Origin of the sequence: Bordetella genomosp. 11 (assembly GCF_002261215.1) — a bacterium.
In the GTDB taxonomy this organism is placed as follows: Bacteria; Pseudomonadota; Gammaproteobacteria; order Burkholderiales; family Burkholderiaceae_B; genus Bordetella_C.
On sequence record NZ_NEVS01000004.1, the window covers coordinates 4,138,618 to 4,153,258 of the forward strand.

Annotated in this window: 13 protein-coding genes; 6 read left to right on the forward strand and 7 right to left on the reverse strand. The window is 66.4% G+C overall.

All coding sequences use genetic code 11. The features are described from left to right. Positions 1 to 13 precede the first annotated feature (13 nt). From CAL28_RS26200 to CAL28_RS26225, 6 genes are all read left to right on the forward strand, one after another. Positions 14 to 931, forward strand: coding sequence for an ABC transporter permease (locus CAL28_RS26200; protein ID WP_094844027.1), 918 nt, complete (start codon positions 14 to 16; stop codon positions 929 to 931). Beyond that, positions 928 to 1,911 carry an ABC transporter ATP-binding protein gene (locus CAL28_RS26205; RefSeq protein WP_094844028.1) on the forward strand — a complete coding sequence of 328 codons (984 nt, stop codon included), beginning with the start codon at positions 928 to 930 and terminating at the stop codon, positions 1,909 to 1,911. The genes CAL28_RS26200 and CAL28_RS26205 overlap by 4 nt, the downstream gene beginning before the upstream one ends. Then, positions 1,908 to 2,924, forward strand: a complete 1,017-nt coding sequence (locus CAL28_RS26210) for an ABC transporter ATP-binding protein (protein ID WP_094844029.1) — start codon at positions 1,908 to 1,910, stop codon at positions 2,922 to 2,924. The genes CAL28_RS26205 and CAL28_RS26210 overlap by 4 nt, the downstream gene beginning before the upstream one ends. A gap of 84 nt (positions 2,925 to 3,008) precedes the next feature. Continuing rightward, complete coding sequence (locus CAL28_RS26215; protein ID WP_094844030.1) at positions 3,009 to 3,905, forward strand: alpha/beta hydrolase; 897 nt, start codon at positions 3,009 to 3,011, stop codon at positions 3,903 to 3,905. A gap of 24 nt (positions 3,906 to 3,929) precedes the next feature. Further along, positions 3,930 to 5,078 carry a M20 family metallopeptidase gene (locus tag CAL28_RS26220; protein WP_094844031.1) on the forward strand — a complete coding sequence of 383 codons (1,149 nt, stop codon included), beginning with the start codon at positions 3,930 to 3,932 and terminating at the stop codon, positions 5,076 to 5,078. 49 nt (positions 5,079 to 5,127) lie between these two features. Beyond that, positions 5,128 to 5,598: a RidA family protein gene (locus tag CAL28_RS26225; protein WP_094844032.1), complete on the forward strand. Its 471-nt coding sequence runs from the start codon at positions 5,128 to 5,130 to the stop codon at positions 5,596 to 5,598. 93 nt (positions 5,599 to 5,691) lie between these two features. Here CAL28_RS26225 and CAL28_RS26230 read toward each other — a convergent pair whose 3' ends face one another. The 7 genes from CAL28_RS26230 to CAL28_RS26260 form a co-directional block, all read right to left on the reverse strand. Next, positions 5,692 to 7,203, reverse strand: a complete 1,512-nt coding sequence (locus tag CAL28_RS26230; RefSeq protein ID WP_176464112.1) for a carboxylesterase/lipase family protein — start codon at positions 7,201 to 7,203, stop codon at positions 5,692 to 5,694. Positions 7,204 to 7,301: 98 nt separating this feature from the next. Then, the gene (locus CAL28_RS26235) at positions 7,302 to 8,084 is read right to left on the reverse strand and encodes an ABC transporter permease (protein ID WP_094844034.1); all 783 of its coding nucleotides are present in this window, start codon (positions 8,082 to 8,084) and stop codon (positions 7,302 to 7,304) included. After that, positions 8,074 to 8,865, reverse strand: coding sequence for an ABC transporter permease (locus CAL28_RS26240; protein ID WP_094844035.1), 792 nt, complete (start codon positions 8,863 to 8,865; stop codon positions 8,074 to 8,076). Before CAL28_RS26240 ends, CAL28_RS26235 begins: the two co-directional genes overlap by 11 nt. Positions 8,866 to 8,875: 10 nt before the next feature. Then, complete coding sequence (locus tag CAL28_RS26245; protein WP_094844036.1) at positions 8,876 to 9,868, reverse strand: ABC transporter substrate-binding protein; 993 nt, start codon at positions 9,866 to 9,868, stop codon at positions 8,876 to 8,878. A gap of 10 nt (positions 9,869 to 9,878) precedes the next feature. Continuing rightward, a complete protein-coding gene (locus tag CAL28_RS26250; RefSeq protein WP_176464113.1) occupies positions 9,879 to 10,652 on the reverse strand; it encodes an ABC transporter ATP-binding protein in 774 nt (257 codons plus the stop codon). 286 nt (positions 10,653 to 10,938) lie between these two features. Beyond that, positions 10,939 to 12,144 (reverse strand): DUF5621 domain-containing protein, encoded by a 1,206-nt coding sequence (locus CAL28_RS26255; RefSeq protein ID WP_094844038.1) that lies wholly within the window; start codon positions 12,142 to 12,144, stop codon positions 10,939 to 10,941. Between the two features lie 427 nt (positions 12,145 to 12,571). After that, positions 12,572 to 14,638, reverse strand: a complete 2,067-nt coding sequence (locus CAL28_RS26260; protein WP_094844039.1) for a UvrD-helicase domain-containing protein — start codon at positions 14,636 to 14,638, stop codon at positions 12,572 to 12,574. Positions 14,639 to 14,641 lie beyond the last annotated feature (3 nt).

Below are 14,641 nucleotides of genomic sequence, written 5' to 3' on the forward strand. Positions count from 1 at the left end.
TCATCCCCACGCCATGCCCGATTCCGCTTCCTCCGGCCGCACGCGCACCGTCCCGCCCCTGGCCGAGACACCGAGGCGAGCCGCGATCCTGCGCAAGCTGCGCGGCCGGCCCACCGCCCGCGGCACGCTGATTGTGCTCGCCGTGCTGGCGCTGATCATTTTGATCGCGCCGTTCTTCGCGCCGCAGAACCCCTACGATCTTGCCAACCTGAGCATCATGGACGGACGGCTGCCGCCGCGTTCCGTATCGTTGGACGGACATACGTACTGGATGGGTACCGACGACCAGGGGCGCGACATGCTCAGCGCCATCCTGTACGGCATACGCATCAGCCTGATCGTCGGACTGTCCGCCGTGGCCATTGCCACGGCCATCGGCAGTACCGTCGGCCTGCTGGCTGCCTACGCGGGCGGCCGCGTGGATGCAATGCTGATGCGCCTGGTCGATTTCGTCCTGGGCTTTCCCTCCATCCTCGTCGCGCTGGTGCTGCTGGCCGTGCTGGGCCGCGGCGTCGACAAGGTCATCCTGGCGCTGGTGCTGGTGCAATGGGCGCACTATGCCCGCATCATGCGCGGCCGCGCGCTGCAGGAGCGGCGCAAGGAATACGTCGAAGCGGCCATGAACCTGGGCTTTCCGGCATGGCGCATCATGCTCGTGCACCTGCTGCCCAACTGCGTCGGCCCGATTCTGGTCTACGCCACGGTGCAGATCGCCCACGCGATCGCGCTGGAGGCCACGCTGTCCTTCCTGGGCGTGGGCGTGCCGATCACCGAGCCTTCCCTGGGCCTGCTGATCGCCAACGGATTCCAATACCTGCTGTCCGGCGATTACTGGATCAGCCTGTTCCCCGGCCTGGCACTCCTGTTCCTTATCCTGACCATCAACATCCTGGGCGATCGCCTTCGGGAAAGCCTGGATCCGCGCCGATGAGCGACCTTCTGCTGGAGGTGCGCGGACTGCGCACCGCATTTCATACCCCCGCCGGCGCGTGGCCGGCCGTCGACGGCGTGGACCTGACGCTGCGCCGCGGCGAAATCCTGGGCCTGGTCGGCGAATCCGGTTCGGGCAAATCCGTGACCGGCTTTTCGCTGATGGGCCTGATCGATCCGCCGGGCGAGGTCGTCGCCGGCGAAGTGCGCTTCAAGGGCGAAGACCTGCGCAAGCGCGACGAAGAAGGAATGCGGCGCCTGCGCGGCAACCGCATCGCCATGATCTTCCAGGATCCGCTGATGACGCTCAACCCGGTGCTGCGCATCGGCGAGCAAATGGCCGAGACCATACTGACGCATGAAAACGTCAGCCGCGCCGACGCCATGGCGCGCTGCGCGCAGGCGCTGGCCATGGTCGGCATCCCCTCGCCCGAGGCCCGCCTGCGCAGCTTCCCGCACGAATTCTCCGGCGGCATGCGCCAGCGCGTGGCGATCGCCATCGCCTTGCTGAACAAGCCCGACCTGATCATCGCCGACGAACCGACCACGGCGCTGGATGTCACGATCCAGGGACAGATTCTGTATCGCATGCAGGAGATCTGCCGAACGCAGAATACGGCGCTGATCTGGATCACCCACGATCTGGGCGTAGTCGCGGAACTGGCCGACCGCATCGCGGTGATGTACGCCGGCCGCATCGTCGAGACCGGGCCGGTGGACGAAGTGCTGGATGCGCCGCGCCATCCCTATACGCAGGGCCTGCTGCGATCCATGCCCGGCACCGCCCAACCCGGCGCGCGCCTGCGGCAGATCGACGGCATGGCGCCCAGCCTCGCCGCGCGCCCTTCGGGTTGCCCTTTCCGGCCCCGCTGCGGCAACGCGGTCACACGCTGCACGGAACAATTCCCCGGCCCCACGCGCGAAGGCGCCCGCAGCTTCCATTGCTACGCGCCGGTGGCGCGGGCGGGAGCACAGCCATGAGCGCTTCCCCCATGAACGCACCCGTCATCGAATTGCGCGACATCCACAAGCGCTTCGGGCAGCGTCCCGATCTCGCGCAGCGCCTGCTCGCCCTGGCCGGCCGCCGCAACGACCGCACCGTGGTCCACGCGGTGAACGGCGTCAACCTGACGATCGCTGCCGGCGAAGTGGTCGGCCTGGTCGGCGAATCCGGCTGCGGCAAATCGACGCTGGGCCGCGTGGTGGCGGGCCTGCACGCGCCCACGCAGGGCGAACTGCGTTACCACGGCCGACCGGTGGCCGAACTGCGCGGACGCGAGCGATTGAACTACATCCTGGGCGTCCAGATGGTGTTCCAGGACCCGCAGGCTTCGCTGAATCCGCGCCATCGCGTGCGGCAGATCCTCGGAGAAGCGCTGAAGGTGCACAAGCTGGCGGCGCCGGCCGAGATCCCCGCGCGCGTCGACAGCGCCCTGGCCGACGTTGGCCTGGGCGTTGACTATCGCGACCGCTTCCCTCACCAGATTTCCGGCGGCCAGCGCCAGCGCATCGGCATCGCGCGCGCGCTGATGGTGGCGCCCTCCTTCCTGGTCTGCGACGAACCCGTGGCGGCGCTGGACGTATCCATCCAGGCGCAGGTCATCAACCTGTTCATGGACCTGCGCGAACGCAACAACTTCACCTATTTGTTCATCAGCCATGACCTGGGAGTGGTGCGGCATATCTCCGACCGCGTCGCCATCATGTACCTGGGCCGCATCGTGGAAACCGCGCCGGCCGCGGAGATCTTCGGCGCGGCCAACCATCCCTACACGCAGGCGCTGCTGGCGGAAGTCCCCGACGTGAAGCGGCGCGGCCGCCGGTTCACGCCCATCCAGGGCGAGATACCCTCGCCGCTGGCGCCGCCGCCGGGCTGCGCCTTCCATCCGCGCTGTCCTCACGCCATGCCGCGTTGCCGCGAACAAACGCCGCCGCTGGCCGAAATCGCGCCCGCGCACTGGTCGGCCTGCCACCTGAACGATGCGCCCGGCTGAAAGCGCCCGCGTGCCAGCACACCAGGATTCGCGCAACAACGACCTCCCCGCATACCGCCGGACCCGATTGCCCCAAGGACAACCATGAATGCCTCCAACGCCGAACGCATCAGCCTGGACCTGAACCACCCGGGCCGCAACGCCATTCCCTACGTCGACGAGGACCGCAACAGCGACCGGCCGTTCACGCTGCACACCTATCGGCCGTACCACTACACGCCCGACCGCCCGGTGGTGTTCGTCCAGCATGGCGTGCTGCGCAACGGCGACGACTACCGGGACTTCTGGATTCCCGCCGCCGACAAGCACAACGTGCTGATCGTCGCGCCCACCTTCTCCAACGAAATCTGGCCCGGCACGGAAAGCTACAACAACGGCCGCGTGTTCACGCCCAGCGGCAATGTGCGCCCCGTGGCCGGCTGGACGTATGTGCTGGTCGAACGCGTATTCAACGACCTGCGCGCCGCCGGCGTCACCGAGGTCGAGCAGGCCTATCTGTTCGGCCATTCCGCGGGCGGCCAGTTCGTGCATCGGCTGATGAGCAGCCAATCGCACGCCCCTTTCAAGGCGGTCACGATCGGCAATCCCGGCTGGTACACCCTGCCCACCTTCGATCATCCCTATCCCGAGGGACTGGATGGCGTGGGCCTGGCGCAGGACCATCTGGTGCGCCTGCTGGGCTACCCGATGACCATCCTGGCGGGCGACCAGGACATTGCCACCAGCGATCCCAACCTGCCCTCCGAACCGGCAGCCCAGCGCCAGGGCCCGCATCGCTACGCGCGTGCCCACAACTACTTCGAAGCCGGCAAGCGCGAGGCCACCCGCCTGGGCGTGCCGTTCAACTGGACCCTGCAATCGGTGCCCGGCATCGGCCATGACGGCAAGGCCATGTCCGCCGTCTGCGCCAGCCTGTGGTTCGAAGGCCGCATGCCGGACGACACGGAAATGGCCGCGCTGGCCGGCAAAACGGTTGCCTGAGCAAACCCACAACAAGGAAACGCCATGTCCGCTCAACCTTCACTTTCCGCCCTGCCCTCGTCGGCCGATATCGCCGCGGGGCTGCGATCCTGGATCGAATGCGAATCGCCCACCCATTTCCCCGCGGGTGTCGCCGCCATGGCCGGCCTGGTACAGGCCGAGGCGCACGCCGCCGGCCTGCGCACGGAACTGAAGCCGCTGGGCGACACGACGGGCCCGCTGCTGGTGGTCTCCAATCGCGCCGCGGACGATACGCGGCCCGGCATCCTGATACTGGCGCACATGGACACCGTCCACCCCGTCGGCACGCTGCGGGAAACGCCCTATCGCATCGAGGGGGACAAACTGTACGGCCCGGGCTGCTATGACATGAAGGCCGGCATCTACATGGCGCTGCTGGCCATGGGCCGGCTGGCGACGCCGGGTTCGAGCCGGCTACCGGTCGACATGGTGCTGGTGCCGGACGAAGAAACCGGCAGCCATGCCTCGCGGCCTTTTATCGAAGCCTACGCGCGCAACGCCCGCTACGGCCTGGTGTGCGAGCCGGCGCGCGCCAATGGCGGCAAATGCGTGACGGCCCGCAAAGGCACCGGCATGCTGCGGCTTGGTATCAAGGGCCACGCCGCCCACGCCGGCGTCGCCCATGAAAAAGGCCGCAGCGCCATCCGCGAAATGGCGCACCAGATACTGGCGCTGGAAGGCATCACCGATTACGCGCGCGGCGTCACCGTCAGCGTCGGCACCATCGAAGGCGGCACGGCCACCAACACGGTGCCCGCGCTGTGCCGCTGCGTGGTGGACTTCCGTGTGCCCGACATGCCCGCGGCCGAGGATACGCTCAGGCGCATGCGCGGGCTGACGCCCGTCGGCCAGGACGTCAGCCTGGACATCGACGTCGAACTGAATCGCCCGCCCATGGTGAAGACCGAAGCCACCACCCAGCTGCTGGGCAAGGCCAGGCTGTTCGCCACCGCCGCCGGCTTCACGCTGGACGACGCGCCGATGACGGGCGGCGGCAGCGACGCGAACTTCACCTCCGCGATGGGCGTCCCCACCCTGGACGGCCTGGGCGCGGACGGCGATGGCGCGCACACGCTGCACGAGCACATCCTGGTCAGCACGCTGGCGGCGCGCGCCAAATTCTGGCATCTGCTGCTCAAGGACCTGGAATAGTCGAAGGTATCCTGACGCTACCCATTCGCTTACTTCATCCCTTGCAGCCATGACGACTCCCATCACCGACCGCCTGCGTGAACTCGGCCTGGAGCTTCCCCGCCTGCCGCAACCGGCCGGCAGCTACGTTCCCTTCCGCCGCCATGGCGATATCGTCTACCTCGCGGGCCAGACCAGTTCCCGCGACGGCAAGGCGATCTATGCGGGCGCCCTGCACGGACCGGACGATGTGGAACGCGGCTACGCGGCGGCGCGCCTGTGCATGCTGAATCTGCTCGCCGCGCTATCGCAGGCTTGCGACGGCGATCTGGATCTCGTGGGCGGCTGCCTGAAGGTAAACGGCTTCGTATTGGCGGCGGCCGGTTTCGACGCCGTGCCAGCCGTCGTCAACGGCGCGTCCGACCTGCTGATCGAACTTTTCGGCGACGCCGGAAAACACGCGCGCACCGCCGTGGGCGTGGCGGTACTGCCACGCAACGCCACCGTGGAAGTCGAAGCGGTGTTTTTCCTGAAGTCCTAGGCGCCTGCCCGACGGGCAGGCGCCTGGCCGTCCAACGCAGTGGCCCCCGGCGTCCCTTTCCGGCGGGCCGTACCGCGCCAGGGATCGAAAGGATCAGATCGCCGGCCAGGGCAAGCGATAGGACAGCCCCGCCAGGTCGTTCACCGTTCCGATCAGCGTATCGAAGCGCATCGTGGCGCGCCGCTCCAGGCCATACGGTTCCCAGTGCGGCAGGCCGGCATGATTGGGGTTCCCGCCACGCGCGAATGCGATCCATGCCCGATGCATGGCGTGGGCGATCCCTTCGAACTCCGCGTCGTCCGCGCCCTCCAGCATGGGAGAGTCGCGCCAGTTGTCGCGGTTGTTGAAGACGAACGGGATCTCCAGGCAATGGCAGGACTTGAATCCCGGTACCGGCGACTGCCAGTCGAACTGATAGACATAGGCGGCACGGCCCGCCTTCGCCTGCCCTTCCGCCAACCTCAGGCTGCCCATGCGGAATACCTGGTCGGTGGTCAGGTCGCCCAGCATGGCGGCGGGGCTGGGCACCGCGCGCAGGCGGCGAAATTCGTCGTAGTAGTCCTGGAACCGGGGGCCGCAGATGCGCTCGAATACTTGCCGGGCGGCCGCCTCGTCGGCATTCAGGACGGCTTGGTCCACGCAATGGAAGGCAGCCATCTCCTCGCGCGTCGTACCCACCATCACGTCCACGTCGCCACCGACCCCCGCCTGCAGGCGTTCGACGATGTTGCCCTCGATGACGCGGCCGTCGCGCACCGGCGAGAACGGCAGCGACAGCACGGCAAAGCCCGCCAGGCTGCGCGCAAGTTCGCCCTGCGCGGACAACAGCTTGCCCACGGGCACCTGCTTCAGCGCCGCTTCGTCGCCGGGTTCGATGCCGACGATATGCGCGTAGCGCGCGCCCAGTTCGGCGGCTTCCGCGGCGCCGCGCGAAGGGCGCCCCATGCCGGGGCTTTGCAGGATGGCGCGATGGAACAGGCCCTTGGCATCCGGCATGGTCATCATGGCCGCGATGGAACCCCCGCCCGCGGATTGCCCGACCACCGTCACGTTGCCGGGATCGCCGCCAAAGGCGGCGATGTTGTCGCGCACCCACCGCAGGGCCTGCATCTGGTCCAGCAGGCCCAGGTTGCCGTCGCTGATACCGGGCAAATACAGGAAGCCCAGCGCGCCCAGGCGGTAATTCACGGACACGAAGACCACATCGCCGTTGGCCGCGAAACGGTCGCCCGTGTACCACGGCAGCGAGCCCGCGCCGCTGGAATACGCGCCGCCATGCAGCCAGACCATGACGGGTCGCGCGCCGGCATCGGCCTTCGGCGTCCATAGCGTCAGCGTCAGGCAGTCCTCGCTTTGCGGCCGTTCGAAGTCGCCCATGATGTGCGCCAGGCGCGAGCGGCCTTGCGGCGCGATGGGACCGTCGGCCAGCGCGTCGCGTTCGCCCGGCCAGGCGGCATGATCGCGCGGCGGCTCGAAGCGCAGCTCGCCCACCGGCGGCGCGGCGTAGGGAATGCCGCGAAACACTGCGACGCCGTTTTCCATACGGCCGCGCAGCTTGCCGGCGCGGGTGGCGACAACGGGCATGGATGGGCTTGCATCTGTCATGAAAGTCTCCCGACCCGCGGGCCGGGCACCTTGCGGAATCCGGATTCCGGTGGCCGGCGGCATGGGGTCAACAATGTCATGGTGTGGTCACCCGCGCCTTATCGCGCGGCAAAGCGGCGTTCCAGCGGCACGATGACCAGCCGCTCCCCCGCCACGAAAAGCAACACGATGGCGAAGCAGGTCGCCAGGAAAGTCACGCTGTCCGCCGTGGTCTGGGCGCGCAGCATCAGGTATCCCAGGCCGCTGGGCGCGCCTACCAGCTCCGACACCAGGGCGATCTTCCAGGCGATACCGTAGGCGATGCGAATGGCGGACAACAGGTAGGGCACCAGCAGCGGCAAAGTGATGCGCCACCACACCCGCAGCGCGTGGCGCGTGAAACTGCGGCCCATCTCCATCAGCTCGCGGTCGATCGCCCGCAGGCCCTCCGTCACGTTGACCAGGCAGAACGGGATCAGGATGGCCACTTCCACGAAGATGACACTGAAGTCCCCGGCATCGAACCAGATGGCCGCCAGGATCGCCCACCCTATGGAAGGAAAGGAATTCAGTACGGGCTTGATCCGTTCCTGCACGATCGCTTCGCACGCGGGCACGGCGTGCGACAAAAAGGCCAGCGCGCTGCCGATGAGTCCGGCCAGCAGCACCGAAACGACCACGCGCAGCGTCGAAATGGCGGTGTGGCCCAGGAACGCCGGATCGATGAACAGATCGAGCAACCGCCGCCCGACGGCCAACGGCCCGGGCAGCACGAACTCCGGCAGGCCGCGCGCCGTCAGCCACCATCCGGCAAGCAGTGCCACGACCAGGCCTTCGCCCAGCAGGCGGGCTTTCCAACCGGGCGCCTCGGCGCCGCGCGCGGATGCGGAGCTATTGCGCATATTGCCGTGACAGCCGGTGCTGCAGGGGTGAGAAGACGAAGCGGTCGGTGCCGTAGACGAACAGCACGATCAGCACGATGGACACGAAAATCGTCGTGGTATCGAAATCCTGGCGCGCCATGTTGATCAGGTAGCCCAGGCCGGAATTGCCGCCGAAAAGCTCGGCGGTCAGGGTCACCTTCCAGGCCACGCCGAACATGATGCGCAGCGTGGCGAACACAAAGGGATAGAGCAGCGGCACGACCACATGGCGGAACTGACGCCAGCGCGAGCGGGTATAGCTGCGCGACATCTCCAGCAGATCCTCGTCCATGCTGCGCAGCCCCGCCCACAGGTTCACCAGCGCGAACGGCGTCAATACGGCGCTGATGGCGAAGATCACCGCGCCGGAGTTGATGCCGAACCACATCACCGCCAGCAAGGTCCAGCCCACGCCCGGAAAGGCGTTCAACAGGGGCGCGAGCCGGTGCTGGACCGCGAAGCGCCAGACCGGAAAGTAGTACGGCAGCAAGGCCAGCAGGGCACCGATGACGAAGGACAGCGCGATCGCGCCCAGCACGTGGCCGATGGACACCGCCAGGTGCCACAACTGGTGCGGATTGAGCAGGAAGCGGTACAGCCCCCGCGCCACTTCTCCCGGCCCCGGCAGCAGAAACGGCGGCAGCAGCCACGACGCGCCTTCCCACGCTGCCAGGAACGCCAGGGTAAAGAGATGCGGCGCCCAGGACCGCCGCGGCATGCGGGCCGGCGCGGGGCCGCGCGCGCTGAGACTGGATGACATAAAGCCGGTCTCAGGCGCGTGGGGCCTTGTCCCAGACCAGCGTGCGGATGTCCGGATAGGACTTCAGCACACCGAGGTCGCGCGCCTGCTCGTAGAACAGCATGATCGCCTCGGCATGTTCTTCGCTGAAGTAGCCGGGCACTTCGGAATTCTTGCTGAACCACCACTCGAAGAAATCCGGTTCCAGGCCGCTTTCCTTGCCCACCGCGCCGAAAACTTCCGCCTTGTTCGCCATGGCGTATTTCAGGGACTCGCGGAAAACGCGGCAGAATTCGACGTAGGCGTCCGGCTGCTTGGACAGGCGCTCCGGATAAGCGATATTGACGGCGCTGACGAAGCGCGTCTTGAAGATCTCGTTGTTGTCGCGCGCGGTTTCCGCGATCAGCCGGTATTCGCCCGACTTCAGCGCGCGGTAGGCCTGGCTGTGTATCAGCGTCGCGGCGTCGAGCTTGCCCGAGGCCAGCGCGCCCGGCAGATTGGGCGCCTGGATTTCCACCTGGTTGACATCGCCGCCGTCCAGCGCCATGTTCAGGCCGTACTTCTTCGCCAGCGCGATACGGATCTGCGTATAGCCGGTCGAGCGCAATCCGTAGGACCCCAGCGTCTTGCCTTTCAGGTCCTGGGGGGTCTTCAGGGCGCTGTCGCGCGGCACCCATACCCCGGCGCCTTCGCCGGCGGGGGCGGCGCGCAGGGAGGCCGCCAGGACATTCACCGCCAGGCCGCGTTGCACGGCGGCCGGCAGACTGACCACCGCCGCCATGATGACGTCGTATTGTTTGGCCGATGTGGCCTGGATCAATTGCGGAATCGCCAGCGCGCGCGCCTGCACATCGATCGTGGAGGACGGCACCTTGCCGTTGCGCATCGCCCAGGTAACGACGTCGTAGGCCGGGTCCAGCAGATACGCGTAGGTGACGGTGGGGCGCTGTTGCGCCAGTACGGGCGCCGCGATCCCATAGAGCGCGGGCAGCGCGGCCAGTTTCAGAACACTGCGACGATGCATGGGCAAACTCCTAGGACATCGCGGCCCGCTCGTCGACGGGCATTGCCTCCATCGCGCGGAACAGGCCGACGAGATGATCGCGATGGGCCGCGAGACCGGCGTGGTCCGCGCGGCGCGGCCGCGGGGTATCGATCGTCAGGGTCTCCAGCACGGTGGTCGGTTTGCCGGAAAAAAGGACGATGCGGTCGGCCAGCTGCAAGGCTTCGTCGATGTCGTGCGTCACGAACACCACGGTCTTGCCGGTGCGCTGCCAGATCTGTTCGATCTCGGCGCGCATGCGCTGGCGGGTGTTGGGATCGAGCGCGGAAAACGGCTCGTCCATGAAAATGATCTGCGGGTCCACGGCCAGCGCGCGGGCGATCGCCACCCGTTGGCGTTCGCCGCCGGACAGCGCGGACGGGTATTTTTGCGCGTCGGCCGCAAGCCCCACCATGGACAGCAGCTCCAGGGCCCGCTCGCGGCGGCGCCCGGCCTCCAGCCGGGTGGCCTTGCCGAAGCGGAGTTCCGACGCCAGCAGGATGTTGTCCATGGCATTGCGCCACGACACCAGCCGGGGCGACTGGAACACGAAGGCGATTTCCTGCCAGGCTTCGCCGGGAGCCCGGCCGGCCACGCTGACCTGGCCGCCGGCGACCGGCAGCAGCCCCCCCATCACACGCAGGGAAGTCGATTTGCCGCAGCCCGATGGGCCCAGGATGCAGAGGAATTCGCCCCGCCTGACCTCGAAGCTGAGCTTGTCGTAGATGCGCTGGCCGCCCAGCGCCACATCGACGCGATCGAACACGATGATGGGGCCAGGTACTGCCCCGTCACGGACGGCCGGAGTTGCGGAAGCGTCGAGGGACACGGAAACGAATGGGCGATGGATAGGCTTGGTATCCGCTTGGATACAAAAACGCGCGCTTCGCACCTTACCAGGGATGACGCCGGTTTGCCATGGTATTCCCCCTAGGAAGCGCCGGGCCACCGGCGACCGCACCGTTCCTTGGACGCCCGCGGCGCACCGTACATCCCGCGCGCCGCGCAGGCGTGTCCGCGCGCCCGCCGGCGGTCCCCGTCACGCCGTCGCCTCAGGCGTAGAAACCCATCCTGGACATGTCGGCCCTGATCTGGCTGCGGTCGATCTGTATGGGCTGCCTGCCGACCCCGCCGGGCGGAATCGTCGCCGACGAAGCCACCGACTTCGCCGGCTGGAAACCGATATCCAGCAAGGTCCGGTTCAGCGCGGAATAGAACTCCGTCTTCTTGAAATCCTGCATCACGGCGATGCGATCGGTTTCGCGGCCTTCGAAAACCCAGCTGTACAGATACGGGAGCGTGCGCTGGAATATGCGGCGATGATGCTCGTTGATAAAGAACTTCGCATGCTCCACATAGCGATCGATGTTCTTGGCCAGGAAGTCGCGCGTGGACGCGCCACCCATAAGCAAGGCCTCGCCGGCACCAGGGCTGGTTTCCCTGTATTCCGGCATCTTGATCTTCATCCGGGCATACAGGTTGCATTGCTCCAGGCCGTCGTAGCATGGCGAAGGCGCCGTGGTGAACCGGGTCCCGAACTGCTGCAGGAATTTCCAGGCAAGAAACCACGTCATTTGCGCCGCCTCGCCGAGGTTTCGCTTCACGTTCTTATCCAGATTGACCTGGCCGCCGTGATTGCCGGGGAACGGTATGAAGATGGCATTGGTGGCCGGACTCATGAACTTCACGCGTTGCGCGTCCTGGGGCTTGAAGAACCCACGCGTCTCATGCATGGAGAGGACGGCGCAGTAGTTCCTGACGTTGGGCGGGATCATGCTGGTGTCGATATCGCTTTTGTGCCCGATGCCCGCCACCGGGTCGACGGCGAAGATATTGACGCCGACCTGGGGAAAGAACTCGTTCAGCTTGTACGCCAGCTTCGTGCACGTCACCGCGCCCCGGCTCCAGCCCAGCATATTGATGACGTGAGGAAGCCGATCCAGTTCCGCGATCGTGGCGATGGCATGTATGACGTTGTCGTCCCAGCCGGCGCCAGTCGCCATCCCCGTCAAGGTCCAGTTGATATGGGTATTGCCAAGTTCCTTGTTGCCCAGGGCGGACTTCGGCTGCTTGTCGCGCGTGAAGGGATTGAACTGGCCCGGCGTCACGCTGCTGGTCGGACTGCTGCCCGGGCCATCGCATATCAGGAAATCGCGATATTCCCTGCCCGCGGCCAGGCGGCCGAACTCCGCAACGATTTCCCCTTGATCATCGCGGCTTGCGCATGTCCCATGATTGAAGACGGTGAATACTGTCATTTGAACCCCACTGCATTCGTTCATTGAAGAATGCCGTCCACCCGCGGGGCCTGGTGAGCGATGCCCGTCATCGCGCCATCTCCACCGCCGCTGGTTTGTATTCCGGCACTCGAGTCGCGGCAGGATAGGGAGTTTCCTCGCGTGCCCTAACGAGAAAATCCTGAACGCGTCACGGCGAACACAGCGGTAAAAACGCCGTTCGGGCAGATTGCCGAACGACCTGTCATAAGAGTCCCATCGCGATGTAGGAACCGTTCACGAAGGGCTGGCTAGCGGATGTTTGAATGAGGCGAAGATCGTGGCGCCGTGTAGGATTCAATGCCTTCCAAGCGGCGATTCGACGCCGCCCAGGCGGGCATCGCCGGGAAGCCGCACCGGCAGCCATGGGTTCGTTCGCGCCGATGTCCACGGCCGCCGGGCCTTTGCTTTATGCCGGGCCTTTGTTAAGCAGCGCCTTCAGCATGCCGAGGCGTTCTTTGGGACTCAGGGCGCGCGTCGCTTCGTCTTCGGGAAAGCGCGCGTCGCCCAGGCCCATTTCCTCGATAAAACGGGAAGGCTCGCGCACCAGATCTTCGCGCGCGCGACGCCGCTTCTTGCACCAGCTAAGGTTCAGGCTGCGCTGCGCGCGCGTAATGCCCACGTACATCAGACGGCGTTCTTCTTCGATGCGGCTCGCCAGGGATTCGGCGGCGCGCGCAGGGTCGCCTTCTTCGTCGTCCTTGCCCAGGTGGGGCAGCAGGCCCTCTTCCACCCCCGCCATGTAGACGTGGGGATACTCCAGCCCCTTGGACGCATGCAGGGTCGAAAGCTTGACCGCGTCGGGTTCCTCTTCCTCGCCGCGTTCCAGCATGGTGACGAGCGCGACGTGCTGCACCAGCTCGAACAAGGTCATGCCGTCCTCGTCGGCCTTGCGCTTGAGCCAGCCGGTAAGTTCCAGGACGTTCTGCCAGCGTGTCTGCGCGGGCTTCTCGTCGAACATATCGTAAAGATAGCGTTCATACTGGATGGCGCCCAGCAGGTCGTCCAGCAGCACGCCCGCGGGCTCGGCCGATGCCGGCTTGCTGCCGTCCGGAGCGCCGCGTCCGGCCCGCCATTGCATGCGCCGGACGAATTCGGCGAAGGTGCGCAAGGATTCCAGCTGGCGTTGCTGCAGCAGCGCATCCACGCCCTGCTCGAATACGGCGGCGAACAGGGAAAGCTGGCGTTCCGCGGCGTACTGCCCCAGCGTCTGCAGGGTGCCCTGCCCGATGCCGCGCTTGGGCGTGGTGGCCGCGCGGATAAAGGCGGGATCGTCCTCGTCGTTGGCGATCAGCCGCAGATAGGCCAGCACATCGCGCACTTCGGCCTTGTCGAAGAAGCTCTGCCCGCCGGAAATCGTGTACGGGATCTTCAGGTTGCGCAGCGCCTGCTCCAGGATCCGCGACTGGTGATTGCTGCGGTACAGGATGGCATAGTCTTTCCACTGCCCCTGCCGTTCGAAGCGGGCGGCCGAGATCCGCATCGCGATCGCCTCCGCTTCGGCTTCCTCGCTATCCATCGGCGTAATGACGATGGGCTCGCCCACACCCAGATCGGACCACAGCTTTTTCTCGAACAGTTTGGGATTCTTTTCGATCACCTTGTTGGCGGCGGCCAGGATGCGCTGCACCGACCGGTAGTTCTGCTCCAGCTTGATCAGCTTCAGGTTGGGGTAGTCGGTCGTCAGCTTGGCCAGGTTTTCGATGGTGGCGCCGCGCCACGCGTAGATGGCCTGGTCATCGTCCCCCACCGCGGTGAACATGGCGCGATCGCCGCTCAGCAGCTGGACCAGGCGGTACTGGCACACATTCGTGTCCTGGTATTCATCCACCAGCAGATAGCGCACGCGGTTCTGCCAGCGGGTGCGGACTTCTTCGTTCCCTTCGAGCAGCAGGGCCGGAATGCGGATCAGGTCGTCGAAGTCCACCGCCTGATAGGCGGCCAGGGTGGCGGCATAGCTGCGATACACGCGCGCGGCTTCCACATCGGCCTTGGTCGTGGCCTGCGCCGCCGCGGCGTCCGGGTCCAGCAAGGCATTCTTCCACAGCGAAATCGTCGTCTGCACGGTACGCAGCCAGCCGCGATCCGTCGTCGCCAGCAGCTCCTGGATGATGCCCATGGCGTCGTCCGCGTCCAGGATGGAGAACTGCGGCTTCAGGCCGGCATTGCGCGCTTCCTCGCGCAGGAAGCGTACACCGAGCGCATGGAAGGTGCTGATGGTCAGGCCCTTGGCGAGCTTGCGGTCCACCAGCGTCTTGACGCGCTCGTCCATTTCGCGCGCCGCCTTGTTGGTGAACGTCAGCGCCACGATATTGCGGCCCATGTAGCCGCATTCGCGCAGCAGGTAGGCGATTTTCTGCGTAATCACCCGCGTCTTGCCGCTGCCGGCGCCGGCCAGTACCAGGCAGGGTCCACCCAGGTACAGGATCGCTTCGCGTTGCGCGGGGTTCAAGCCGGCGGGTAGGGACTCGGACATGGG

Bases quoted from the DNA above. Each gene is read 5' to 3' on its own strand.
- CAL28_RS26200 (WP_094844027.1), top strand. From the start codon at position 14: ATGCCCGATTCCGCTTCCTCCGGCCGCACGCGCACCGTCCCGCCCCTG.
- CAL28_RS26205 (WP_094844028.1), top strand. From the start codon at position 928: ATGAGCGACCTTCTGCTGGAGGTGCGCGGACTGCGCACCGCATTTCAT.
- CAL28_RS26210 (WP_094844029.1), top strand. From the start codon at position 1,908: ATGAGCGCTTCCCCCATGAACGCACCCGTCATCGAATTGCGCGACATC.
- CAL28_RS26215 (WP_094844030.1), top strand. From the start codon at position 3,009: ATGAATGCCTCCAACGCCGAACGCATCAGCCTGGACCTGAACCACCCG.
- CAL28_RS26220 (WP_094844031.1), top strand. From the start codon at position 3,930: ATGTCCGCTCAACCTTCACTTTCCGCCCTGCCCTCGTCGGCCGATATC.
- CAL28_RS26225 (WP_094844032.1), top strand. From the start codon at position 5,128: ATGACGACTCCCATCACCGACCGCCTGCGTGAACTCGGCCTGGAGCTT.
- CAL28_RS26230 (WP_176464112.1), bottom strand. From the start codon at position 7,203: ATGACAGATGCAAGCCCATCCATGCCCGTTGTCGCCACCCGCGCCGGC.
- CAL28_RS26235 (WP_094844034.1), bottom strand. From the start codon at position 8,084: ATGCGCAATAGCTCCGCATCCGCGCGCGGCGCCGAGGCGCCCGGTTGG.
- CAL28_RS26240 (WP_094844035.1), bottom strand. From the start codon at position 8,865: ATGTCATCCAGTCTCAGCGCGCGCGGCCCCGCGCCGGCCCGCATGCCG.
- CAL28_RS26245 (WP_094844036.1), bottom strand. From the start codon at position 9,868: ATGCATCGTCGCAGTGTTCTGAAACTGGCCGCGCTGCCCGCGCTCTAT.
- CAL28_RS26255 (WP_094844038.1), bottom strand. From the start codon at position 12,144: ATGACAGTATTCACCGTCTTCAATCATGGGACATGCGCAAGCCGCGAT.
- CAL28_RS26260 (WP_094844039.1), bottom strand. From the start codon at position 14,638: ATGTCCGAGTCCCTACCCGCCGGCTTGAACCCCGCGCAACGCGAAGCG.